The sequence below is a fragment of the Pseudoclavibacter sp. RFBI5 genome (assembly GCF_002931395.1).
In the GTDB taxonomy this organism is placed as follows: Bacteria; Actinomycetota; Actinomycetes; order Actinomycetales; family Microbacteriaceae; genus Pseudoclavibacter.
The window spans coordinates 179,651-200,968 of sequence record NZ_PSYA01000007.1; the positions used below are offsets into that span (position 1 = coordinate 179,651).

Genomic DNA, 21,318 nt, shown 5'->3' on the forward strand with positions numbered 1-21,318 from the left:
CGCTGATCGTCGCGCCTCCGGTCACAGCCTGGAGCGAGATCCGGGCATGCCGACCAGCACCTGGCGCCTGCGCAGCGACGCGTGGGAGTACCTTCGCTTCGCGATCAAGCGGCTCGAGTCGGGGCACGAGACGTCGAGCATGCTGGATGCAGACGGCGAGATCTCGCGAAACCTCCGCGCGCTCGAGACGCTTGAGCTGTACTGGGCGGGCTTCGGGCAGCGCTACGTCGCAGAGATCCGCGAGTCGCTCGACAAGGGCGAGTACTCGACGGCCCTCGAGCGCATCGGCCGGGTCGTGAGTCGGCTGCGGGGCACGAGCATCCCTGCCGACCATCGCGAGGACCGCCTCGACGAGGCGGAGCGTGCGGAGCTGCAGGACGACGCCGACCCGCGTCCTCGCTTCGAGGTGCTGCTCGTCGACGAGACGACCACCGCCGACCGGGACGCGCTGCGCGCCGACATCCTCAAGCTCCGCAGCGCCGCGGATGCGTTCGTGTACGACTACGTGATCGTGCCGTCCGCGGACGACGCCGTCGCGGCCGTGCTCACGAACCCGAACATCCTCGCCGTCATCATCCGCCCCGGCTTCAGCGACCGCAGCCAGCAGCGCCTCAGCCGCGACATGCGCGAGACCATCGACCTGGCCCACGTCGACTCGGCGGGGACCACGGCGACGTCGCGCTCGAGCCTCGCCTCGGTGCAGCGCGTGCTCGGGCTCGCCGACACGCTCAACACCCTCCGTCCCGAGCTCGACCTGTACCTCGTCGCGGGCGCGCACATCGAAGACCTCGCCGGCGTGCTCACGCGACGCTTCCGCCGCGTGTTCCTGCGCGAGGATCAGCTCGAGCTGCACCTGTCGCTGCTGCGGCGGGTCTCCCACCTCTACGACACCCCGTTCTTCACGGCGATCCAGGAACACGCCAGGCGCCCAGCCGGTGTGTTCCACGCCCTGCCGATCTCGCGCGGCGGGTCGGTGGTCACCTCGAAGTGGATCACGGACCTCGTCGACTTCTACGGCCTCAACCTCCTGCTCGCCGAGACGAGCGCCACCTCGGGCGGCCTCGACTCGCTGCTCGCCCCGGTCGGAGCGATCAAGAAGTCGCAGGAGCTCGCGGCCCGAGCCTTCGGGGCGAAGCACACGTTCTTCGTCACGAACGGCACCTCCACGGCCAACAAGATCGTCCACCAGGCGCTCGTCTCTCCCGGCGACATCGTGCTCGTCGACCGCAACTGCCACAAGTCGCACCACCACGCGCTCATGCTCACCGGGGCCCGCACGGCCTACCTCGAGGCCTATCCGCTCAACGAGTTCGCCTTCTACGGGGCGGTGCCCCTCGACCGCATCAAGCAGCTCCTCCTCGACTACCGCGCGGCGGGGCGCCTCGACGAGGTGCGCCTCGTGACGCTCACGAACTGCACCTTCGACGGCATCGTCTACGACCCGGAGCGGGTCATGGCGGAGTGCCTCGCCATCAAGCCTGACCTCGTGTTCCTCTGGGACGAAGCCTGGTTCGCGTTCGCCGCGTTCCACCCCATCACCCGCCGCCGCACGGCCATGGCGGCCGCGAAGCACCTCGAGGATCGCCTGGCCACCACCGCGCACGCGACCGCCTACCAGGAGCAGCGCGCTCGCCTCTTCGACCCTGAGACTGGCGAGCCTGCTGCCGACGAGGTGTGGCTCGCCGAGCGGCTCCTGCCTTCCCCGGATGCACGGATCCGGGTCTACGCCACGCAGTCGACCCACAAGACCCTCACCGCGCTGCGTCAGGGCTCGATGATCCACGTCTACGACAAGGACTGGTACCGAGAGGCGGAGGAGCCGTTCCACGAGGCGTACATGACGCACACCTCGACGTCGCCGAACTATCAGATCCTTGCCTCGCTCGATCTCGGGCGACGCCAGGTGGAGCTGGAGGGGTTCGAGCTCGTCCAGCGTCAGCTGGATCTGGCGACGAGCATCGCGCAGGCCATCGCGCGTCACCCGCTGCTGCGCCGCACCTTCCGTGTGCTGTCCGGCCACGATCTGATCCCGGCCGAGAATCGCGCCAGCACGAGACCCATGCCCCACCGAGACGGGTTCTCGACGATGTGGCAAGCGTGGGAGGAAGACGAGTTCGTCGTCGACCCGAGCCGGATCACGGTGGAGATCTCGCGCACGGGTGTCGATGGTGACACGTTCAAGCACGAGCACCTCATGGATCGCTACGGCATCCAGGTCAACAAGACGAGCCGCAACACCGTGCTGTTCATGACGAACATCGGCACCTCCCGCAGTTCCGTCGGCTACCTCATCGAGGTGCTCGTGAAGCTCGCGGAGCGCTTCGAGGAGGAGTCCCAGGCGCGGGAGATCGACGGCGAGCGCCCCGCGCCCGCGCCGATGCCGCCGCTGCCCGACTTCAGCGCATTCGCGCCGGAGTACGCCTCAGCCGACGGGCTCCCGGACGGCGACCTGCGGACCGCGTTCTTCCGGGGTCAGCGCCGGGCGAACATCGAGCACCTCAGCCACGCCCAGCTCGCCGAACGGGTCAAGGGCGGCGCCGCGCCGATCTCCGCGGGCTTCGTCACGCCCTACCCGCCAGGGTTCCCCGTGCTCGTGCCAGGGCAGCTCGTCACCGACGAGGTGCTCGACTTCATGGCCGTCCTCGATACGCGCGAGATCCACGGCTACGACCCGCTGCGCGGCTACCGGATCCTGCGCGAAGACTGATCTGCGCGCACCTCGGTCGGCGACTCTCAGCCGTCGCAGGATTCTGGATCTGAGCCTGGGAATACCTGCCAGGGGTATACGGTTACACACACCGTACATACCCCCAGGGGGCACTGCCCCGGCAAGGAGATCCAGGATGACCACCACCACATACCAGGTCACGGGCATGACCTGCGCCCACTGCGAGCGCGCCGTCACTCAGGAGGTCAGCGACCTCGCGGGCGTCGCGAGCGTCGACGTCTCGGCCGAGACCGGGCGCCTCGTCGTCGAGAGCGCAGAGCCCCTCGACGATGCGGCCGTGATCGCCGCCGTCGATGAGGCCGGCTACGCAGCGACCAGGGCCTGACGTGAACGTGCCGGTCAAGCTCAGCCTCTACGCCGCGCTCCTCGCGGCGGTCTTCGGCGCGGCCTTCTTCACGGCGCAGCTCGCCGTCGACGCGGGCCCGGCTGACGACTGGCGCCCACAGATCCATCAGACCCCAGACGAGCAGTCCGAAGCCCCCGAGCACGGAGAGGGAGAACGATGAACACGACGACCGACATCGAGCTCGAGATCGGCGGCATGACCTGCGCCTCCTGCGCCATGCGCATCGAGAAGAAGCTCAACAAGCTGGACGGCGTCACCGCATCCGTCAACTACGCGACCGAGAAGGCCCGCGTCAGCGCACCGGATGGGCTCGACCCGCAATCCCTCATCGACGAAGTCGAGAAGACGGGCTATACCGCCGCGCTGCCGACTCCGGACGCGGCAGAACCGAGCCAGGGGTCTGCGGAGGCTGATCCCGAGCTCGCGAGCCTGCGCCAGCGACTCATCGGCAGCATCGTCCTCTCCGTCCCCGTGATCCTGCTCGCCATGGTCCCCGCCTTCCAGTTCACGTACTGGCAGTGGGCCTCGCTCGCACTCGCGGCGCCGGTCATCGTCTGGGGAGCCTGGCCCTTCCACAGGGCGGCCTGGATGAACCTCCGCCACGGCAGCGCGACGATGGATACGCTCATCTCGGTCGGCACGCTCGCCGCCTTCGCGTGGTCGCTCTACGCGCTCTTCCTCGGCACGGCGGGCGAGGCGGGCATGACGCACCCGTTCGAGTTCACCATCGCCCCCTCCGACGGCGCGGCCAACATCTACCTCGAGGTCGCAGCCGGCGTCACGATGTTCGTGCTCGCCGGTCGCTACTTCGAGAAGCGATCCAAGCGACAGGCCAGTGCGGCCCTCCGTGCTCTCCTCGAGCTCGGCGCGAAAGACGTCGCCGTCCTGCGTGGGGGAGCGGAGACCCGCATCGCGATCAGCGAGCTGCGCGTCGGCGACGAGTTCGTCGTGCGCCCCGGCGAGAAGATCGCCACAGACGGAGTCGTCACGGGTGGCCGCTCCGCCGTCGACGCCTCGATGCTCACCGGAGAGTCCGTCCCCGTCGAGGTCATTGAAGGCGACCGGGTCGTCGGTGCGACGATCAACGCGGGTGGGCGCCTCGTGGTTCGCGCGACGAAGGTCGGCGGCGATACCCAGCTCGCGCAGATGGCGAAGCTCGTCGAAGACGCCCAGACCGGCAAGGCCGAGGTCCAGCGACTCGCTGACCGCATCTCCGGCGTCTTCGTCCCCATCGTCATCGTCATCTCCGTCGCGACGCTCGGCGCCTGGCTCGGCGCCGGCTTCCCCGCCGCGGCTGCCTTCACCGCGGCCGTCGCCGTGCTCATCATCGCCTGCCCGTGCGCGCTCGGCCTCGCGACCCCCACGGCGCTGCTCGTCGGCACCGGACGCGGCGCGCAGCTCGGCATCCTCATCAAGGGTCCAGAGGTCCTCGAGTCCACGCGCCGAGTCGACACGATCGTGCTCGACAAGACCGGCACGGTCACGAGCGGCAAGATGGCCCTCGTCGGGGCCTGGAGCGCGGCTGGCGTCTCGAGAGGTGACCTCCTCAGGCTCGCGGGGGCGCTCGAATCCGCGTCGGAGCATCCCATCGCTCGCGCGCTCGCGATCGGGGCCGCAGCAGAGGTCGGCCCACTGCCCGCCGTCGACGCCTTCCAGAACCACGAGGGCACCGGAGTGCAGGGCATCGTCGATGGCCACCTCGTCGTCATCGGCCGCGAGCAGCTGCTTGCCGACTGGGCCATAGAGCTGGGCGAGGAGCTGGCGACTCGCAAGCGCGAGGCCGAGGCCCTCGGCCAGACGACCGTCATCGTCGCCTGGGATGGTGAAGCGCGTGGCGTGCTCTCCGTGGCAGACACCATCAAGCCGACGAGCGAGCGTGCCATCGCCGAGCTGCGCCGCCTCGGGCTCGCCCCAGTGCTGCTGACCGGCGACAACTCCACCGTCGCGAAGCAGGTTGCGGCCGCAGTCGGCATCGATGAGGTCATCGCCGAGGTGCTGCCGCAGGAGAAAGTCGATGTGATCCGCCGCCTGCAGGGCGAGGGGCGCGTCGTCGCGATGGTCGGAGACGGCGTCAACGACGCAGCGGCACTCGCCCAAGCCGACCTCGGGCTTGCCATGGGGACGGGCTCGGACATCGCCATCGAGGCGGCCGACGTCACGCTCGTGCGCGACGACCTCCTCGCCGCGGTGGATGCGATCCGCCTCTCCCGTCGCACGCTCGGCACCATCAAGGGCAACCTCTTCTGGGCGTTCGCCTACAACGTCGCGGCAATCCCGCTCGCGGCGCTCGGCATGCTCAACCCCATGCTCGCAGGCGCTGCCATGGCATTCTCGAGCGTGTTCGTCGTCGGCAACAGCCTTCGGCTTCGCGCCTTCCGAGGCCTCGAAGCTCCGAGCGCCACCCCAGAGCACACACCACGAAAGGCAGCATCATGAGCGAGACCACCGACGCGGGCGGCCACGCCCACCACGGCTACATCGAGGACAAGAGCAGGTACCTCACTCGACTCAAGCGCATCGAGGGGCAGGCGAGGGGCATCCACCGGATGGTCGACGAGGAGCAGTACTGCATCGACATCCTCACCCAGATCTCCGCGATCACCTCCGCCCTCGAGAACGTCGCGCTCGGCCTCATGGACGACCACCTGAAGCACTGCGTCGCCGACGCCGTGCGGCTCGGGGGAGCCGAAGGCGAGCAGAAGCTCAAGGAAGCATCCGATGCCATCGCCCGTCTCGTGCGCAGCTGAGCGGTCTCGCTCCGGGTCGCGGCGGCGACACTCTGGGTGCTTGCCCCTGAAAATGACTCCCCACCGAAACAGGCGCTCGCTAGGATCGGTCGCACCATGAGCGCACAACAGGAAATCATCACGGCCCTCGGCGTGAAGCCGGTCATCGATCCAGCGGCGGAGATCCGGGATCGAATCGCCTTCATGCGCGACTACCTGCTCGCAAGCGGCTCCAAGGGGCTCGTGCTCGGCATCAGCGGCGGCCAGGACTCGTCTCTGCTCGGCAAGCTCGCCCAGCTCGCCGTCGAGCAGGTCCGCGCGGAGGGTGGCGAGGCGACGTTCGTCGCGGTCCGCCTGCCGCACGGCATCCAGGCCGACGAAGACGACGCGCAGCTTGCGCTGGACTTCATCGAGCCGGACGAGCGCATCAGCTTCGACATCAAGCCAGCGACCGACGGTCTCCAGCATGCCTTCCTGCAGGCCATGGGCCGTGCCATCACCGATTTCAACAAGGGCAACTCCAAGGCCCGCCAGCGCATGGTCGCGCAGTACGCCATCGCGGGTGAGCGCGGCTTCCTCGTGCTGGGCACCGACCACGCGGCCGAAGCCGTCACGGGGTTCTTCACGAAGTACGGCGACGGCGGCACCGACCTCAATCCGCTCGCGGGGCTCACGAAGGGCCAGGGTCGTCAGCTGCTCGAAGAGCTCGGTGCTCCGGAGCGGCTGTACGTGAAGGCGCCCACCGCCGACCTGCTCGATGAGACCCCCGGTCAGACCGACGAGGCGAACCTCGGTCTCAGCTACACCCAGATCGACACCTACCTCACGGGTGGGGAGGTCGATGCTGAGACAGCAGCCCGCATCGAGGCCCTCTACCGGAAGACCGAGCACAAGCGGCAGCTTCCGGTGCTGCCCACCGATACCTGGTGGCGAGCCTGAGGATTCCCGGCCACGACGCCTCCTCGGGATGAGGGCGGCGCTGCTCAGAGGTAGCGGAACGCCTTCACCGCCTCGGGGAAGTCGGAGAATTCGTCGAGCGTGAGGAACGTGGTGGTCGTGCGGCTCATGCGGGTCGCGGCATACACCACGCCCGAGCCGCGCGGGTGCTCCTCGACGTAGCCGCGCACTGCTCCGTTGGACCCCGTGATGCGCCACCGCGCGGCGTGAACCTGAGTGGCGGTCAGCTCGGCGAAACGCTGGGTGAATGGTCCGGTGCGGGGCGCCAGAACGGGAGTTTGCGTGGGCTGGGTCAGCTGCGTCGTGAACATGAGGTCAGGCTAGGAGCGACCACCGACATTCTTCGTCCGGTGCCGTGTTCGCGCAGGGCTCAGCCAAGTTCTCGCGCACCGGCGTAGCCTGGCCGCATGACCGAATTCGTGCTTGCAGGTGGCTGCTTCTGGTGTCTCGATGCCGTGTACAGGAACGTCAAAGGCGTCAGCGACGTGATCTCCGGCTACACAGGTGGTGAGCACCCGAAGCCCGACTACGAGCTGGTGTGCACCGGCACGACCGGGCACGCCGAGGCGGTGCGCGTCATCTTCGACGAGGACGTGGTGCCGGCTGATGTCATCCTCGACATCTTCTTCACACTCCACGACCCCCGCCAGCTCAACCGACAGGGGAACGACGTCGGCACCCAGTACCGCTCCGCGATGTACTACGCCGACGACGCCCAGCGGGAGCTCTTCGAAGCCGCGCGCGACCGTGCCGACGAGCTCTGGGGTGGCGGCATCGTCACCGAGATCTCGCCGCTCGGCCAGTACTTCGATGCCGAGGACTACCACCAGGACTTCTTCGCGAAGAACCCCGGCCAGGGCTACTGCAACTTCGTCGCCGTGCCCAAGGTCAACAAGGTGCGGTCGAAGTTCACGCAGTACATGCTCTGATCTCCCGGCACTCTGCCGACAAGGCGCCTGTGCACGCGATGCCGTGCACAGGCGCCTTTCCCATGGGCACGATCGTCTCCTCCCAGCTCGACACTGGTGCCACGATCCGGCGCGGAGCTCCCGGCACGAGCGCCGCGCCGGATCGCATCGCAGCCAGATCCAAGGGGGAGACATGCACGACCACATCACGCTCATCGGTAACCTCGGCAGCAAGCCGGAGCTCACGACGACGCCGAGCGGGCAGCTCGTCGTGAACTTCCGCATCGCCACCAACTCTCGTCGCCTGAACCGGGCGACGAACAGCTGGGAGGATGTCGACCCCAACTGGTACGACGTGGCCGCCTGGGGAGACCTCGCGACGCACGCGGAGAAGTCGCTCGAGAAGGGGCAGCGGGTGATCGTCGTCGGCAAGCTCCGGATGCGCAGGTTCGACTCGCAGAACGGGCCTCGCACGAAGCACGAGGTGGTGGCGGATGCGCTCGGTCACGACCTCACGGCGGGCTCCTCGACGTTCGCGAAGCGTCTGCGCGTGCGCCAGGATGAGGGCGGCGCTGACCAGCGGCAGCGAGTCGGCGGGGCGCAGGGGCAGGGAGGAATGCAGGGGCACGGCGGAATGCAGGGCGAGGCCCCGCCGGAAGCAGATGAACCGGCGCCAGCACCCGACGAGGTGGAGTGGCACAAACCGCCCGTCTCCGACGAGAGCGAGTACCAGCCGCCCTTCTGAGCGCCTGGCCACCTACACTGGTGACCGCCCCGTCCGAGAAAGGTCACGAATGCGCCGTTTCGCTCTCATCGCCCCAGTGACTCTGGTGGCGGCGCTGGCGCTGGCGGGATGCTCGTCGCAGGAGGCGCAGCCCCCGGCTGAGACGACCGCGGCCGCCGAGGCGACGCAAGCGCCACCCGCGGCCTTCGTTCCCGGCGGAACGGCGAGCGACAACAAGCCGATCTTCGACGAGACGAACCTGCAGACGATCGCGACCAATGGCTCAGCGAGCTCCGTCGAACTCGTCGACGGGCTCACCGCGACCGGCTTCGACAAGGCCGCCATGGAGGTCACGTTCGACCGCACGAACGTCGATCTCGAAGCCGACTACATCATCGTCTCCGTGAAGATCGGCGAGGAGTGCCTCGTCGGCCAGCGCGGCCCACGCGGCTACACCTCGGACATCGTCGCCCCCGTCAGCACGGGCAAATGCCTCATCGGACTCACACAGCCCATCACCTGGTAGCGGAGCGCCGCGCGCCGAGTGCCAACCAACTCCTAGACTGGAACCCATGGCCGAGTACATTTATCAGATGATCCGCGCCCGCAAGGCGGTCGGAGACAAGCTCATTCTCGACGACGTGACGATGTCGTTCCTCCCAGGTGCCAAGATCGGCATGGTCGGCCCCAATGGGGCCGGTAAGTCCACGATCCTCAAGATCATGGCTGGCCTCGACACCCCGTCGAACGGCGACGCGACCCTCAGCCCGGGCTTCACGGTCGGCATCCTCATGCAGGAGCCGGAGCTCGACGAGTCGAAGACGGTTCGCGAGAACGTCGAACTCGGCGTCGCCGAGACGAAGGCGAAGCTCGACCGCTTCAACGAGATCTCCGCGCTCATGGCGGAACCCGACGCCGACTTCGATGCGCTCATGGAAGAGATGGGCACCCTCCAGGAGTACATCGACCACGTCGATGCCTGGGACCTCGACTCGCAGCTCGAGCAGGCGATGGACGCCCTCCGCCTCCCACCGGGAGACGCCGACGTCAGCGTCCTGTCGGGTGGTGAGAAGCGCCGCGTCGCGCTCTGCAAGCTCCTGCTCGAGAAGCCCGACCTGCTGCTCCTCGACGAGCCCACGAACCACCTCGACGCCGAGAGCGTGCTCTGGCTCGAGCAGCACCTCCAGAAGTATCCAGGCGCAGTCATCGCCATCACGCACGACCGGTACTTCCTCGACCACGTCGCCCAGTGGATCGCCGAGATCGACCGCGGCCGCCTCCACGGCTACGAGGGCAACTACTCGAGCTACCTCGAGAAGAAGCAGGAGCGTCTCAAGGTCCAGGGCAAGAAGGACCAGAAGCTCGCGAAGCGCCTCGAAGAGGAGCTCGCCTGGGTGCGCACCAACGCCAAGGGCCGCCAGGCGAAGTCGAAGGCGCGCCTCGCCCGCTACGAGGAGATGGCTTCCGAGGCCGAGCGCACCAGGAAGCTCGACTTCGAGGAGATCCAGATCCCCGCAGGCCCCCGCCTCGGCAGCATCGTCCTCGAGGCGAACAAGCTGAAGAAGGGCTTCGGCGAGCGAGTTCTCATCGACGGGCTCAGCTTCTCGCTGCCCCGCAACGGCATCGTCGGCATCATCGGACCGAACGGCGTCGGCAAGACGACCCTCTTCAAGTCGATCGTCGGCTTCGAAGAGCTCGACGGTGGCGAGCTCAAGATCGGCGAGACCGTCAAGCTCTCCTACGTCGACCAGTCCCGCGGCGGCATCGACCCCGAGAAGAACGTGTGGGAGGTCGTCTCCGACGGCTTCGACTACATGCAGGTCGGGAACGTCGAGATCCCGTCACGGGCCTACGTCTCCACCTTCGGGTTCAAGGGACCAGACCAGCAGAAGAAGGCAGGCGTGCTCTCCGGTGGTGAGCGCAACCGCCTCAACCTGGCGCTCACCCTCAAGCAGGGCGGCAACCTGCTGCTGCTCGACGAGCCCACGAACGACCTCGACGTCGAAACGCTCTCGAGCCTTGAGAACGCGCTGCTCGAGTACCCCGGCTGCGCCGTGGTCATCACGCACGACCGGTGGTTCCTCGACCGCATCGCCACGCACATCCTCGCCTACGAGGGCACCGAGGAAGACCCGAGCCACTGGCACTGGTTCGAGGGCAACTTCGAGGGCTACGAGGAGAACAAGATCGAGCGCCTCGGCCCAGACGCGGCGAAGCCGTCGCGGATGACCTACCGCAAGCTCACGAGGGACTAGTCCCACCAAGAACCCCGGGGTCGCACAGTGCGACCCCGGGGTTTCCTCGTCCCACCCCGCCAGACGACGTCGGCTCGCGCCGGCGCCAAGCAGACACGAAGGACCACCGACTCCGATGCGCTTCCACGTTCCCACGCTCCTCCGCTGGAGCGACCTCGACGCCTACAACCACGTCAACAACTCGCGTGTGCTCACCCTCCTCGAGGAGGCCCGAGTCCGCGCGTTCTGGAACATCGGCGCATCCAACGACGACGAGCGCCCCCTCGCGATCATCGACGCGGCCGCGGAGGGTGGCGACACGCTCACCCTCATCGCCCGCAACGAGATCGAGTACCTCGCCCCGATCCCGTACTCCACGAAGCCCCTCGACGTGCAGCTGTGGATCTCCAAGATGGGCGCCGCCAGCGCGGAGGTCGACTACGAGATCTGGAGCCCCGAAGACGCACAGCCAGAGGGCGGCGAACGCACGAAGTACGTCATCGCGTCCTCGACGCTCGTGTTCATCGACGCGGCGACCCAGCGGCCGCGGCGCATCAACGACCGCGAACGCGACGCCTGGACCGCCTACCTCGACGAGCCCCTCACGTTCCGCGGCGGCCGCAGCAACGCCTGACCGGGCGCGGGGCGCTATTGGCCTTCCTGGCGCCCTGGCCCCCAGCGCTGCGGTTCAGCGGCGCTTGCGGCGAACCATGCCCTCCTGGGCCACCGTCGCGACGAGCGCGCCGTCACGCGAGAACAGCTGGCCTCGCGAGAGGCCACGCCCGCCGCGCGCGACCGGGGAGTCCTGCACATAGAGCAGCCACTCGTCAGCCCGCGCATCCCGATGCCACCACACGCCGTGGTCGAGACTCGCAGCTCGCAGCCCCGGCGTCGACCAGGTCAGGCCGTGCCCACGCATGATGGGCTCGAGGATCGAGTAGTCGCTTGCGTACGCGATCGCCGCGCGGTGCAGCAGCGGGTCGTCCGGCATGCGCTCCACCGCCTTGATCCACACCGCCTGCGCCGGCGTCTGATCGGCGGCGGGCTCGAGGTACACGGGCCCGTTGACGTGCCGCATCGTGAACGGCCGCTTCATCAGCCAGTACGCGGCGAGGGACTCCGGCGCCTCAGCGCCGAGCGTCGCCTTCACCGTCTCGAGGAGATCGGCCTCACTCGGGAGGTCATCCGGATCGGGGATGCCCTCCGGCATAGACACCTCGTGCTCGAACCCATCGTCCACGTCCTGGAACGACGCGATCATCGACCAGATCGGCTGCCCGCTCTGGAACGCGCTCACGGCGCGCGTCGTGAACGAGTTTCCGTCGTGGATGCGGTCGACGGCGAACGTGATCGGCAGCTTCACGTCGCCGGGACGCAGGAAGTAGCCGTGCATGGAATGCACGGGTCGCTCGCCCGACACGGTCCTGGCGGCCGCCACCAGCGACTGGGCCGCCACCTGGCCGCCGAACACGCGGCCGTGGGGCATCCATTGGCTCGGACCCGTGAAGATGTCGTCACGAGTGCGGGCACCCGTGTCGGTGAGGTCCAGCGTGTGCAGGAACGCTTCGAGCGGCGACAGCGCCTCCAGGGCGTCGAACGAGAGCGGCGCCGGCTGCTGCGGCGCGGGTGAGTGCGAGGGCGACTCGGGAACCAGATCTGCCATCTCAGCAGTCTAGGGACCCGCTGCCCCCGGAGAACTGAGTAGGTTAGAGGGCAATGTCTCCCGTTCTCCGCATCCCCGATCTGCACGCCGCACGCGACCTCGAATCGTTCCTCGGTCGAGCCGGTCGCATCGAGGACGGGGCCGTGCGCATCGTGCAGGCCGGCACGGTTGCGGCGTTCTGGGTTCCCATGCTGCGACCGCAGGGACTCCTCGACACTTCGCCGCTCGTGCTCGGCGTCCGCGCGCTGCGAGCCGAACTCGAGGGGGCGGCTGACGACGACGTCCACGCGGGAGCGTTCGATGTGACCGTCCCCCTGCGGGGCCTCCTCGATCGCCTTGCTCGCCGTCGGACGGCCGGCGGTGACGCCCCGTCAGGGGAGGCGGATGCGGCCGTCGGGTTCGACCTCGCCGTCCCGCCGGAGCGCCTCCGCGAATCGTGGGCGGGCATCGCGGCACCGACCGGAGGCTGGACCCAGGCCGGGGCGCTGTCGGCGGCCACGCTCATCGCCGCCGCAGACCAGGGCATCGCCGAAGTCGCCGATGCCGTGCCGGGCAACCTGGGCACCGCGCTGGTCGAGCGCGTGCGCACGGAGGTCTGGACGCGCGTGATCGACGAGCAGAGCGGCCTCACGAGCGGAGCCGCCTTCGCCGCCCTCAGCCTCGGCTTCCTGCGCTCGGGTGAAGAGACCCGCATCCTCACCGCCGGAGCCTGGCTCCGACTCGAGACCACGCAGGGCAACGTGCTCCTGCGATCCAGCTCGGCACGCTGAACGCTGCCGTCGCCCACTGAGCGAGTCGATCGCTCAGCACCCGCGCACCCTGTGCGCCGCACCCCCGGAGGAAACCCATGGACCGCAGCATCGAACGGCTCAAGAAGGACATCTTCGCGAGCAACGCGGGGGAACCGGAGTTCCATCAGGCAGTGACCGAGGTGCTCGACACGCTCGGTCCAGTGCTCGAGCGCCACCCCGAGTACTTCGAGCTCGCGGTCATCCGCCGGCTGAGCGAGCCGGAGCGGCAGATCATCTTCCGTGTGCCGTGGGTCGACGACAACGGGCACGTGCAGGTGAACCGCGGCTATCGCGTCGAGTTCAGCTCGGCGCTCGGCCCCTACAAGGGCGGCCTGCGCTTCCACCCGTCGGTGAACCTCGGGATCATCAAGTTCCTCGGCTTCGAGCAGATCTTCAAGAACGCGCTCACAGGCATGCCGATCGGCGGCGGGAAGGGCGGCGCCGACTTCGACCCGCGCGGGCGCAGCGACCGCGAGATCATGGCCTTCTGCCAGTCGTTCATGTCCGAGCTGTACCGGCACATCGGTGAGCACACGGATGTGCCTGCCGGCGACATCGGCGTGGGCGGGCGCGAGATCGGCTACCTGTTCGGTCAGTACAAGCGCCTCACCAACCGCTTCGAGGCCGGCGTGCTGACGGGCAAGGGCATGACGTGGGGCGGGTCGCTGGTCCGACCCGAGGCGACTGGCTATGGGACGGTGCTGTTCGCGCAGGAGATGCTCAAGACCAAGGGCGACGACCTCGACGGCAAGGAGGTCGCGGTCTCCGGTTCCGGCAACGTCGCGATCTTCGCGATGGAGAAGGCCGTGGCCCTCGGAGCGAAGGTGGTCTCGGCCAGCGACTCCTCCGGTGCGGTGTACGACCCTGACGGCATCGATGTCGAGGTGCTCAAGCAGCTGAAGCTCGTCGAGCGGAAGCGTGTCGGGGCGTACGTCGACCGGGTGGGCGGGCGAGCGGAGGCGCTGTCGAGCGCCGCCGCGATGTGGCACGTTCCCGTCGACATCGCGCTCCCGTGCGCGACGCAGAACGAGCTCGACGGGGATGCTGCCGCGGCGCTGGTCAAGAACGGCGTGCGGGTCGTCGCCGAGGGGGCGAACATGCCGTGCACGAAGGAGGCTGCTGACCGGTTCCGGGCGGAGGAGGGTGTCCTCTTCGGCCCGGGCAAGGCCGCCAACGCCGGCGGTGTCGCGACGAGTGCGCTCGAGATGCAGCAGAACGCGCAGCGCGACTCGTGGACGTTCGAGTACACCGAGGCGCGTCTCGCGGAGATCATGCGCGACATCCACACGCGCTGCAGCGAGACGGCGGAGGAGTACGGGAAGCCGGGCGACTACGTGATCGGCGCGAACATCGCCGGCTTCTCGCGGGTCGTCGACGCGATGCTCGCGCAGGGCGTCGTCTAGCCGCGGCCGCGTCGGGCGACCACGGCCGTTGGGGCCGGGCTCAGGAGGCGGACTCGGCTCCGGGGCTCGGCTCGAAGGTGTTCACCATCGCGGTCGCCGCGCGGTCGAAGTAGTCGGCCATCTGCTGGCGGTGGATGGGGGAGAGGTCGAGCTGGTCCATGGCCGCGCGCATGTGCCGAAGCCAGTGCTCTCTCGCCTCCGGGTTGATGTGGAACGCGTTGTGGCGCATCCGGAGCCGCGGATGTCCGCGTTCTGCGCTGTACTCGCTCGGCCCGCCGAAGTACTGGGCGAGGAAGTGGCCGAGTCGCCAGGTCGCTCCCTCGAGGTCGTCCTGCGGGTACATGCGCCACATGAGCTCGTCGTCGCGCACCCCCTCGTAGAACGCGTGGGCCAGCTTGTCGAAGGCGGGCATGCCGCCGATCTCGTCGTAGAGCGTCGGCAGGGCAGAGCCCCCGCCCTCTGAGGCTCGGAGGTGGATGGGGTTGTTCGTCATCAGGCGGCTCCTCCGGCCGTCGGCTGGCCGTCAGCCCCATCGAGCACGATCGCCTTCAGGGACGGCAGGTTGATATCGGCCGACTTTAGCGCGTCCTGAGTGCGGGCCCGCAGCTCTCGCTCCACTTCCCAGCGCGTGCCAGGGCGGACGCGGATGGTGAGGCGCAGGACAACAGCGTCTGAGGAGATGGACTCCATGCCCCACATCTCGGGAGTGCCGATGAAGTAGTCCATCCAGTCCGGGTCTTCGGTGAGCTCCTTCGCCGCATGGAGCATGACCCGCTCGACGTGCGCGCGGGACGTCTCGTAGGGAACCGCGAGGTCGAACACGATGCGGTTCCAGCCCTGCGAGAAGCTGCCGACGCGCTGGATCTCGCCGTTGCGGACGAACCACAGTGTGCCCTCGACGTCGCGGATCTGCGTGATGCGCACGCCGACCTTCTCGACGACACCCGTCGCCTCGCCCATGTCGATGACGTCGCCGACGCCGAGCTGATCCTCCATGACCATGAAGAGGCCGTTGAGGACATCGCCGACGATGCGCTGCGCGCCGAAACCGAGACCGGCACCGACGGCCGCGCTCAGCAGGGAGAGGGACGCGAGGATGCCCGGATCGATCTTCGCGATGATCATGACGATGAGGATGACCACGATGAGGACGTTGACGATGTTCGTCAGCACCGACCCGATCGTGCGCGTGCGCTGCACCGTCCTCACCGCTGCGAGCGGCGAGCGGACCGAGATGGCCTGCGTGTCCGTCACCCCGCGCTTCTTCTTGACGCCGCTCACGATCTGCTTCACCGAGCGGTCGATGAGCCGCAGCAGGATCCACCGGAACACGAACGCCCCGAGGATATAGAAGACGATCGTGATGGGGATGTCGAAGGGGGCGAGCGCGGTCGTGAGGGAAGTCCAGAATTCTGCCATAGCGCCTCGAGTGTAGGCGGATGCGCCTATCCGTCTCGTGTGAGGCACGTCCGAGCTGCGTCGATACGGAATAGGCGGGCGCCTGCTCCGGTTGCCACACGTATGAGCCTGAACGTGAACGACATCGAAGTCACCACCATCGACGGCGAGGCCAAGAAGCTCGCCACCTACGAGCCGGTGAAGCTCGTGGTGAACGTCGCCTCGAAGTGCGGCCTCTCGGGGCAGTACGAGAAGCTCGAGGAGCTGCAGCGCCAGTACGGCGCGCAGGGCTTCACGGTGCTCGGATTCCCCAGCAACCAGTTCCTGCAGGAGTACTCCGACACCGACAAGATCAAGGAGTACTGCTCGCTCACGTGGGGCGTCAGCTTCCCCATGTTCGAGAAGGTCAAGGTCAACGGCCGGTCGCAGCACCCGCTCTACGCGGAGCTGACGAAGACTCCGGATGCGAACGGCAAGGCCGGCCGTGTGAGCTGGAACTTCGAGAAGTTCCTCATCGGACGTGACGGCAAGGTCACCCGCTTCCGCCCGACGACGGAGCCGGACGCTCCGGAGGTCGTCGCGGCGATCGAGGCGGCACTCGCCGAGTAGCGCCTCGACCCGCAGCACACCGCCGGCTGCAACGCGAAGAGGTCGCCTCCCAGGGGGAGGCGACCTCTTCGCGTTGCCGTGCTTACTCTGCTTGCGCGTCGCGCTCTTGAGCGGCGAGGGCGCGCACCACTCCGGCGCGGCCTTCGATGATCAGGCGGCGGAACGCGGGCGCCGCCCCCTCGTTGTTCGCGAGCCATTCGTCGGCGGCGTCTCGGACGCGTGCCGTCGCGAGGCCTGCGGGGAAGAAGCCCTCGATGAGGGTCTCCGCGATCTGGAAGCTCCGGTCGGCCCAGATCGTCGAGATGTGACCGAAGTAGCGGTCGACGAACGGCTCGAGGAGCGCCTCGTCGGCGACTCGGTCGAAGCCCGCGACGGTGGCGCGCACGATGGCGTTGGTGGCGTCAGAGCGATCCATGACGGACGCCCAGGCCGCTTCCTTGCCCTCGGCCGTCGGGATCGCCGCGCGGGCATGTGCCGCGCTGCGCTCGCCGTCCGCCGTGCGGTCGGATTCGAGCCTCGCCGCGATCTCGGACTCGCCGGCGCGGCCGCCCGCGACGAGCGCGTAGAGGAGCTCCCAGCCGAGGTCGGTGTCGATGTCGAGGCCCTCGAGCTTGAACGTGCCGTCGAAGAGCGCGGCGACGGCATCGAGCTGCGCTGGGCTCTCCGCGAGAGAGGCGAACGACTTGACGAAGCTGAACTGCGCGTCCGATCCCGCCTCAGCCTGCTTGGCCAGCTCGAAGAGCTCGTCGGTGACGACCTCGACGATCTCGGCCCGGTCTTCCGGCGCCGTGTAGAACTTGGCTGCGGAGATGAGCTGGCCGAGCACCGTGCGGCGAGTCGTCGACTCGGTCTCGGTGCCGATGACGCCGAGAACGGTGCGGATGAAGTCGCGTGCGCGCAGCTCCGCATCCCGGGTTGCGTCCCAGAGCGAGCTGACGACGAGGGAGCGGGACAGGGGAGCACGCAGCTTCGGGAGATGCTGCTGCACCGTGGCGACCGAGTGCTCGTCGAGACGGATCTTCGCGTAGGCGAGGTCGTCGTCGTTCACGATGATGAGGTCCGGGAGCGCACCGCCCACGAAGCTCGGCACCTCGGTCCGCGCGCCGTCGACGTCGAGCTCGAAGCGGTGGATGCGCACGAGCTCGTCGCCCTGCACGTTGTAGAGGCCGATCGCGAGGCGGTGCGGACGGATGGTGGGGTGCTCGGCGGTCGCCGTCTGCTCGATGGCGAACGACGCGAAGTTCCCCTGCTCGTCCAGCTCGTAGACGGGGCGGAGCGTGTTGACTCCGGCAGTCTCGAGCCACTTGGCGCTCCACTCGGTGAGGTCGCGGCCACTTGTGGTCTCGAGCTCCACGAGCAGGTCGCGCAGCTCCGTGTTGCCCCACGCGTGCTTCTGGAAGTACGCGTTGATGCCGGCGAAGAACGCGTCGCGGCCGACCCAGGCGAAGAGCTGCTTGAGGACCGATCCGCCCTTGGCGTAGGTGATGCCGTCGAAATTGACCTGCACGTCGTCGAGGTCGCGGATCTCTGCGACGATCGGGTGCGTGGAGGGCAGCTGGTCCTGCCGGTACGCCCACGACTTCTCGCTGGCGTTGAAGGTGACCCAGTTCTCGGTCCACTCGGTGGCCTCAGCGGTCGCGAGCGTCGAGATGAACTCCGCGAACGACTCGTTGAGCCAGAGGTCGTTCCACCACTTCATGGTGACGAGGTCGCCGAACCACATGTGGGCGAGCTCGTGGAGGATCGTGACGACGCGGCGCTCGCGCACCGCATCCGCGACCTTCGACCGGAACACGTAGGTCTCCGTGAACGTGACGCACCCGGCGTTCTCCATGGCGCCCGCGTTGAACTCGGGCACGAAGAGCTGGTCGTACTTCGTGAACGGGTACGGAACCCCGAAGGCCTTCTCGTAGTACTCGAAGCCCTGCTTCGTGGTGCGGAAGATGTTGTCGGCGTCGAGGTTCGGCGCGAGCGACGTGCGGCAGTACACGGCGAGCGGGATCGTGCGTCCGTCGATGGAGGTGAGCTCATCGCGCACGACCGTGTACGGGCCGGCCACGAGCGCCGTGATGTAGCTCGAGATGCGCGGCGTCGTCGCGAAGTGCCAGACGGCACGCTCGCCGTCGACGGGCTGAGGCGCCTGCGACGGCTCGTTGGAGATGACCTGCCACGCCGCGGGGGCCGTGACATGGAACGTGAAGTTCGCCTTCAAGTCCGGCTGCTCGAACACCGTGAACATGCGGCGGGAGTCGGGCACCTCGAACTGCGAGTAGAGGTACACCTCGCCGTCAGCGGGGTCGACGAAGCGGTGCAGGCCCTCGCCCGTGTTCATGTAGATCGCGTCCGCGTCGACCGTGAGCGTGTTGTGCTCGGCGAGGTTCGGCAGCTGGATGCGCACCCCGTCGTTCACGGCGGCGACGTCGAGCGCCTCGCCGTTGAGCACGACGCTGTGCACCTGGCGTGTGATGGCGTCGATGAAGGTGGACGAGCCGGGAACCGCCGAGAACGTGACCGTCGTGATCGAGCGGAACGTCTCAGGACCCGTCGTGAGGTCGAGTGCGACGTCGTAGTGCTCGACGCCGAGCACAACTCCTCGACGCTCGACCGACTCAGCGCGAGTCAGGTTCTCTCCGGGCATTCCAGCTCCTTTGGTGTGAGGGAGCCCGGAGGTTCCGGGCTTGCGGCGCGGCCAGCCTAGTCCTGCCGAGTAGGCTTATGCGTATGCCCGCACCGATCAAAGTAGATTTCTGGTTCGACCCGATCTGCCCATTCGCCTGGATGACCTCGCGATGGATCGACGAGGTCGCTCGCCATCGTGACCTCGACATCACCTGGCACATCATGAGCCTCGAGCTCCTCAACGAGGAGAAGGACATCCCGCAGTCGTACCGCGACATGCTGCAGGGAACCTCTCGCCTCGGCCGCGTCGTCGCCGGCGTCGAGCAGGACCTCGGCAACGAGAAGGTCAAGGCGCTCTACGACGCGCTCGGCACGCGCATCCACCCGGGTGGCCGCAAGGACCGCGACGAGGTGCTGCAGGAGGCGATCACCGAGCTGGAGATCCCCGAGTCGATCGTCGAGCGCGCCGACGCCGGCGAGTTCGACGAGCGCTACCGCGCGAGCCACCTCTCCGGCATGGAGCGTGTCGGTGACGAGGTCGGAACGCCGATCATCGCCATCGACGGCGTCGCCTTCTTCGGCCCCGTCGTCTCTCCTGCGCCGAAGGGCGAGGAGGCGCTTCGCCTGTTCGACGGCGTCGTGATGGCCGCGTCGGTCGATGGCTTCTTCGAGCTCAAGCGCAGCCGCACCCGCGGACCGGTGTTCGACTGATGCGCATCCACGTGGCGACGGATCACGCTGGACTGGAGTTCTCGCAGCAGCTGCAGGAGCACCTGCGCGATCAGGGTCACGAGGTCGTCGACCACGGCCCGTCCGAGTACGACGCCCTCGACGACTACCCGTCGTTCTGCATCAACGCCGCGCAGGCTGTCGCCAACGACTGGGCCAACGGCTCGAAGTCGCTCGGCGTCGTCTTCGGCGGATCTGGCAACGGCGAGCAGATCGCGGCCAACAAGGTCACGGGTGTGCGTGCGGCGCTGGCGTGGAGCGACGCCACGGCGCAGCTGGCGCGCGAGCACAACAACGCGAACGTGATCTCCATCGGCGCGAGGCAGCACGAGATCGTGGATGTGCTGCGGTTCATCGACATCTTCATCGCCGAGCCGTTCCCGGGAGAAGAGCGCCATCTGCGCCGTATCTCGCAGCTCGCCGAGTACGAGCAGACCGGCAAGATCGCCGGGAAGTCGGTGCTCGGCGCCGTCGGCACCGTCGTGCCGCCGATGGTGGAGTCTGAGACGCCGGCGGGGAATGCCTGAGGGTCACTCCGTCCACCGAATAGCCCGCCAGTTCACTGCGAACTATGCGGGGCGTGTCGTCTCGGCGTCCTCGCCGCAGGGGCGCTTCGTCGAGGGTGCTGCCGAGATCGACGGCCGCGAGATGGTCGAGACCTTCGCGGTCGGCAAGCACATGTTCTCGCGGTTCGAGGGCGGCGTCTGGTTGCGCGTGCACCTCGGCATCTACGGTGCCTGGGATTTCTCGGGTCAGGTCTCGACGACGCTCGGGCAGACCGGCGAGTACTCGCGCAAGCGTCCCGGCGTGACGATCGAGGACTCGCGGGGTGAGACCTCGCTCTCGAGCATCGGGGCCCCGAGGCGCACGCGACTGAAGATGGCCGAGGCTGAGCGCGAGCAGGAACTCTCGCAGTGGCCGCCGGAGCCCGTCGGGGCCGTGCGGCTGCGGCTCCTCACCGCGGAGACGTGTGCCGACCTCCGTGGTCCGACCGCGTGTGAGCTGATGACGGGCGACGAGGTCGCTGCGCGCATCGAGAAGCTGGGGCCGGACCCGCTCGTCGACCGCGGTGCGAAGGCGGAGGCGCGCTTCCTCGAGCGTGCGCGGGGCAAGCGCACGCCCATCGGCATCGTGCTCATGGATCAGCAGATCGTGAGCGGCATCGGCAACGTGTACCGGGCCGAGATGCTCTACCGGGCGGGCATCAACCCGCACACGCCGACCTCGCAGCTCACCGACGAGCAGCTCGGGGAGCTGTGGCGCGATTGGACGAAGCTGCTCAAGATCGGCGTCGAGGTTGGCCAGATGATGACGATCGACGGGCTTCGCGGGAAGGCGAGGGCGGCGGCACTCGAGAACCGCGAGGACCGGCACTGGGTCTACGGCCGTGCCGGGGAGCCGTGCCGTGTCTGCGGAACTCCCATCGCCCTCGAGGAGATGCAGGCCCGCAAGCTCTACTGGTGCCCCGGCTGCCAGCTCTGAC

General features: G+C 68.1%; 22 protein-coding genes. 17 read left to right on the plus strand and 5 right to left on the minus strand.

From position 1 onward, the window contains the following. Positions 1-46: 46 nt before the first annotated feature. The 6 genes from C5E06_RS05760 (at position 47) to nadE (ending at position 6,739) form a co-directional block, all read left to right on the plus strand. Positions 47-2,707 carry an aminotransferase class I/II-fold pyridoxal phosphate-dependent enzyme gene (locus C5E06_RS05760; RefSeq protein WP_258067534.1) on the plus strand — a complete coding sequence of 887 codons (2,661 nt, stop codon included), beginning with the start codon at positions 47-49 and terminating at the stop codon, positions 2,705-2,707. A 136-nt stretch (positions 2,708-2,843) separates the two neighbouring features. Beyond that, complete coding sequence (locus C5E06_RS05765; RefSeq protein WP_104240733.1) at positions 2,844-3,053, plus strand: heavy-metal-associated domain-containing protein; 210 nt, start codon at positions 2,844-2,846, stop codon at positions 3,051-3,053. Position 3,054: 1 nt separating this feature from the next. Beyond that, on the plus strand, positions 3,055-3,234 hold the full coding sequence (locus C5E06_RS05770; protein WP_104240734.1) for a hypothetical protein: 180 nt from the start codon (positions 3,055-3,057) through the stop codon (positions 3,232-3,234). Then, a complete protein-coding gene (locus C5E06_RS05775; protein WP_104306281.1) occupies positions 3,231-5,510 on the plus strand; it encodes a cation-translocating P-type ATPase in 2,280 nt (759 codons plus the stop codon). The genes C5E06_RS05770 and C5E06_RS05775 overlap by 4 nt, the downstream gene beginning before the upstream one ends. Continuing rightward, positions 5,507-5,821 carry a metal-sensitive transcriptional regulator gene (locus C5E06_RS05780; protein ID WP_104306282.1) on the plus strand — a complete coding sequence of 105 codons (315 nt, stop codon included), beginning with the start codon at positions 5,507-5,509 and terminating at the stop codon, positions 5,819-5,821. Before C5E06_RS05775 ends, C5E06_RS05780 begins: the two co-directional genes overlap by 4 nt. 96 nt (positions 5,822-5,917) lie before the next feature. Then, positions 5,918-6,739, plus strand: coding sequence for an ammonia-dependent NAD(+) synthetase (nadE, locus tag C5E06_RS05785; protein ID WP_104298870.1), 822 nt, complete (start codon positions 5,918-5,920; stop codon positions 6,737-6,739). 44 nt (positions 6,740-6,783) lie between these two features. Here nadE and C5E06_RS05790 read toward each other — a convergent pair whose 3' ends face one another. Then, positions 6,784-7,068 carry a hypothetical protein gene (locus C5E06_RS05790; RefSeq protein WP_104298871.1) on the minus strand — a complete coding sequence of 95 codons (285 nt, stop codon included), beginning with the start codon at positions 7,066-7,068 and terminating at the stop codon, positions 6,784-6,786. A 96-nt stretch (positions 7,069-7,164) separates the two neighbouring features. Between C5E06_RS05790 and msrA the strand changes: the two genes are divergently transcribed. The 5 genes from msrA to C5E06_RS05815 all read left to right on the plus strand — a co-directional run bounded on the left by msrA (position 7,165) and on the right by C5E06_RS05815 (position 11,257). Continuing rightward, positions 7,165-7,686, plus strand: coding sequence for a peptide-methionine (S)-S-oxide reductase MsrA (gene msrA / locus C5E06_RS05795; protein ID WP_104306283.1), 522 nt, complete (start codon positions 7,165-7,167; stop codon positions 7,684-7,686). 172 nt (positions 7,687-7,858) lie between these two features. Next, the gene (locus C5E06_RS05800) at positions 7,859-8,410 is read left to right on the plus strand and encodes a single-stranded DNA-binding protein (RefSeq protein ID WP_104298872.1); all 552 of its coding nucleotides are present in this window, start codon (positions 7,859-7,861) and stop codon (positions 8,408-8,410) included. 49 nt (positions 8,411-8,459) lie between these two features. Beyond that, positions 8,460-8,915, plus strand: a complete 456-nt coding sequence (locus tag C5E06_RS05805; protein WP_104306284.1) for a DUF6993 domain-containing protein — start codon at positions 8,460-8,462, stop codon at positions 8,913-8,915. Positions 8,916-8,961: 46 nt separating this feature from the next. Continuing rightward, complete coding sequence (ettA, locus tag C5E06_RS05810; RefSeq protein WP_104240742.1) at positions 8,962-10,644, plus strand: energy-dependent translational throttle protein EttA; 1,683 nt, start codon at positions 8,962-8,964, stop codon at positions 10,642-10,644. A gap of 115 nt (positions 10,645-10,759) precedes the next feature. Next, positions 10,760-11,257, plus strand: a complete 498-nt coding sequence (locus C5E06_RS05815; protein WP_104240743.1) for a thioesterase family protein — start codon at positions 10,760-10,762, stop codon at positions 11,255-11,257. A gap of 54 nt (positions 11,258-11,311) precedes the next feature. On the opposite strand, the gene C5E06_RS05820 is transcribed toward C5E06_RS05815, so the two are convergent. Next, positions 11,312-12,286: an acyl-CoA thioesterase II gene (locus C5E06_RS05820; protein WP_104298875.1), complete on the minus strand. Its 975-nt coding sequence runs from the start codon at positions 12,284-12,286 to the stop codon at positions 11,312-11,314. Between the two features lie 53 nt (positions 12,287-12,339). Between C5E06_RS05820 and C5E06_RS05825 the strand changes: the two genes are divergently transcribed. After that, positions 12,340-13,056, plus strand: a complete 717-nt coding sequence (locus C5E06_RS05825) for a hypothetical protein (protein ID WP_104306285.1) — start codon at positions 12,340-12,342, stop codon at positions 13,054-13,056. A gap of 77 nt (positions 13,057-13,133) precedes the next feature. Beyond that, complete coding sequence (gene gdhA, locus C5E06_RS05830; protein ID WP_104240746.1) at positions 13,134-14,480, plus strand: NADP-specific glutamate dehydrogenase; 1,347 nt, start codon at positions 13,134-13,136, stop codon at positions 14,478-14,480. A gap of 40 nt (positions 14,481-14,520) precedes the next feature. Here gdhA and C5E06_RS05835 read toward each other — a convergent pair whose 3' ends face one another. Both C5E06_RS05835 and C5E06_RS05840 read right to left on the minus strand, forming a co-directional pair. After that, the gene (locus tag C5E06_RS05835) at positions 14,521-14,973 is read right to left on the minus strand and encodes a globin (RefSeq protein ID WP_104306286.1); all 453 of its coding nucleotides are present in this window, start codon (positions 14,971-14,973) and stop codon (positions 14,521-14,523) included. Next, positions 14,973-15,899, minus strand: a complete 927-nt coding sequence (locus tag C5E06_RS05840; protein WP_104240748.1) for a mechanosensitive ion channel family protein — start codon at positions 15,897-15,899, stop codon at positions 14,973-14,975. The genes C5E06_RS05835 and C5E06_RS05840 overlap by 1 nt, the downstream gene beginning before the upstream one ends. Positions 15,900-16,007: 108 nt before the next feature. On the opposite strand from C5E06_RS05840, the gene C5E06_RS05845 reads away from it, so the two are divergent. Beyond that, complete coding sequence (locus tag C5E06_RS05845) at positions 16,008-16,487, plus strand: glutathione peroxidase (protein WP_374953225.1); 480 nt, start codon at positions 16,008-16,010, stop codon at positions 16,485-16,487. 82 nt (positions 16,488-16,569) lie between these two features. On the opposite strand, the gene pepN is transcribed toward C5E06_RS05845, so the two are convergent. Further along, on the minus strand, positions 16,570-19,125 hold the full coding sequence (pepN, locus tag C5E06_RS05850) for an aminopeptidase N (RefSeq protein WP_104306287.1): 2,556 nt from the start codon (positions 19,123-19,125) through the stop codon (positions 16,570-16,572). 83 nt (positions 19,126-19,208) lie between these two features. Here pepN and C5E06_RS05855 point away from each other — a divergent pair, with 83 nt between their 5' ends. From C5E06_RS05855 to C5E06_RS05865, 3 genes are read left to right on the plus strand one after another with little or no spacing between them, the layout of a single operon-like run. Continuing rightward, complete coding sequence (locus tag C5E06_RS05855) at positions 19,209-19,817, plus strand: DsbA family protein (RefSeq protein WP_104240751.1); 609 nt, start codon at positions 19,209-19,211, stop codon at positions 19,815-19,817. After that, complete coding sequence (locus C5E06_RS05860; protein ID WP_104240752.1) at positions 19,817-20,362, plus strand: ribose-5-phosphate isomerase; 546 nt, start codon at positions 19,817-19,819, stop codon at positions 20,360-20,362. Before C5E06_RS05855 ends, C5E06_RS05860 begins: the two co-directional genes overlap by 1 nt. Beyond that, positions 20,355-21,317 (plus strand): Fpg/Nei family DNA glycosylase, encoded by a 963-nt coding sequence (locus C5E06_RS05865; RefSeq protein ID WP_104306288.1) that lies wholly within the window; start codon positions 20,355-20,357, stop codon positions 21,315-21,317. Before C5E06_RS05860 ends, C5E06_RS05865 begins: the two co-directional genes overlap by 8 nt. Position 21,318 lies beyond the last annotated feature (1 nt).

Bases quoted from the DNA above. Each gene is read 5' to 3' on its own strand.
- C5E06_RS05760 (WP_258067534.1), top strand. From the start codon at position 47: ATGCCGACCAGCACCTGGCGCCTGCGCAGCGACGCGTGGGAGTACCTT.
- C5E06_RS05765 (WP_104240733.1), top strand. From the start codon at position 2,844: ATGACCACCACCACATACCAGGTCACGGGCATGACCTGCGCCCACTGC.
- C5E06_RS05775 (WP_104306281.1), top strand. From the start codon at position 3,231: ATGAACACGACGACCGACATCGAGCTCGAGATCGGCGGCATGACCTGC.
- C5E06_RS05780 (WP_104306282.1), top strand. From the start codon at position 5,507: ATGAGCGAGACCACCGACGCGGGCGGCCACGCCCACCACGGCTACATC.
- nadE (WP_104298870.1), top strand. From the start codon at position 5,918: ATGAGCGCACAACAGGAAATCATCACGGCCCTCGGCGTGAAGCCGGTC.
- C5E06_RS05790 (WP_104298871.1), bottom strand. From the start codon at position 7,068: ATGTTCACGACGCAGCTGACCCAGCCCACGCAAACTCCCGTTCTGGCG.
- msrA (WP_104306283.1), top strand. From the start codon at position 7,165: ATGACCGAATTCGTGCTTGCAGGTGGCTGCTTCTGGTGTCTCGATGCC.
- C5E06_RS05800 (WP_104298872.1), top strand. From the start codon at position 7,859: ATGCACGACCACATCACGCTCATCGGTAACCTCGGCAGCAAGCCGGAG.
- C5E06_RS05805 (WP_104306284.1), top strand. From the start codon at position 8,460: ATGCGCCGTTTCGCTCTCATCGCCCCAGTGACTCTGGTGGCGGCGCTG.
- ettA (WP_104240742.1), top strand. From the start codon at position 8,962: ATGGCCGAGTACATTTATCAGATGATCCGCGCCCGCAAGGCGGTCGGA.
- C5E06_RS05815 (WP_104240743.1), top strand. From the start codon at position 10,760: ATGCGCTTCCACGTTCCCACGCTCCTCCGCTGGAGCGACCTCGACGCC.
- C5E06_RS05820 (WP_104298875.1), bottom strand. From the start codon at position 12,286: ATGGCAGATCTGGTTCCCGAGTCGCCCTCGCACTCACCCGCGCCGCAG.
- C5E06_RS05825 (WP_104306285.1), top strand. From the start codon at position 12,340: ATGTCTCCCGTTCTCCGCATCCCCGATCTGCACGCCGCACGCGACCTC.
- gdhA (WP_104240746.1), top strand. From the start codon at position 13,134: ATGGACCGCAGCATCGAACGGCTCAAGAAGGACATCTTCGCGAGCAAC.
- C5E06_RS05835 (WP_104306286.1), bottom strand. From the start codon at position 14,973: ATGACGAACAACCCCATCCACCTCCGAGCCTCAGAGGGCGGGGGCTCT.
- C5E06_RS05840 (WP_104240748.1), bottom strand. From the start codon at position 15,899: ATGGCAGAATTCTGGACTTCCCTCACGACCGCGCTCGCCCCCTTCGAC.
- pepN (WP_104306287.1), bottom strand. From the start codon at position 19,125: ATGCCCGGAGAGAACCTGACTCGCGCTGAGTCGGTCGAGCGTCGAGGA.
- C5E06_RS05855 (WP_104240751.1), top strand. From the start codon at position 19,209: ATGCCCGCACCGATCAAAGTAGATTTCTGGTTCGACCCGATCTGCCCA.
- C5E06_RS05860 (WP_104240752.1), top strand. From the start codon at position 19,817: ATGCGCATCCACGTGGCGACGGATCACGCTGGACTGGAGTTCTCGCAG.
- C5E06_RS05865 (WP_104306288.1), top strand. From the start codon at position 20,355: ATGCCTGAGGGTCACTCCGTCCACCGAATAGCCCGCCAGTTCACTGCG.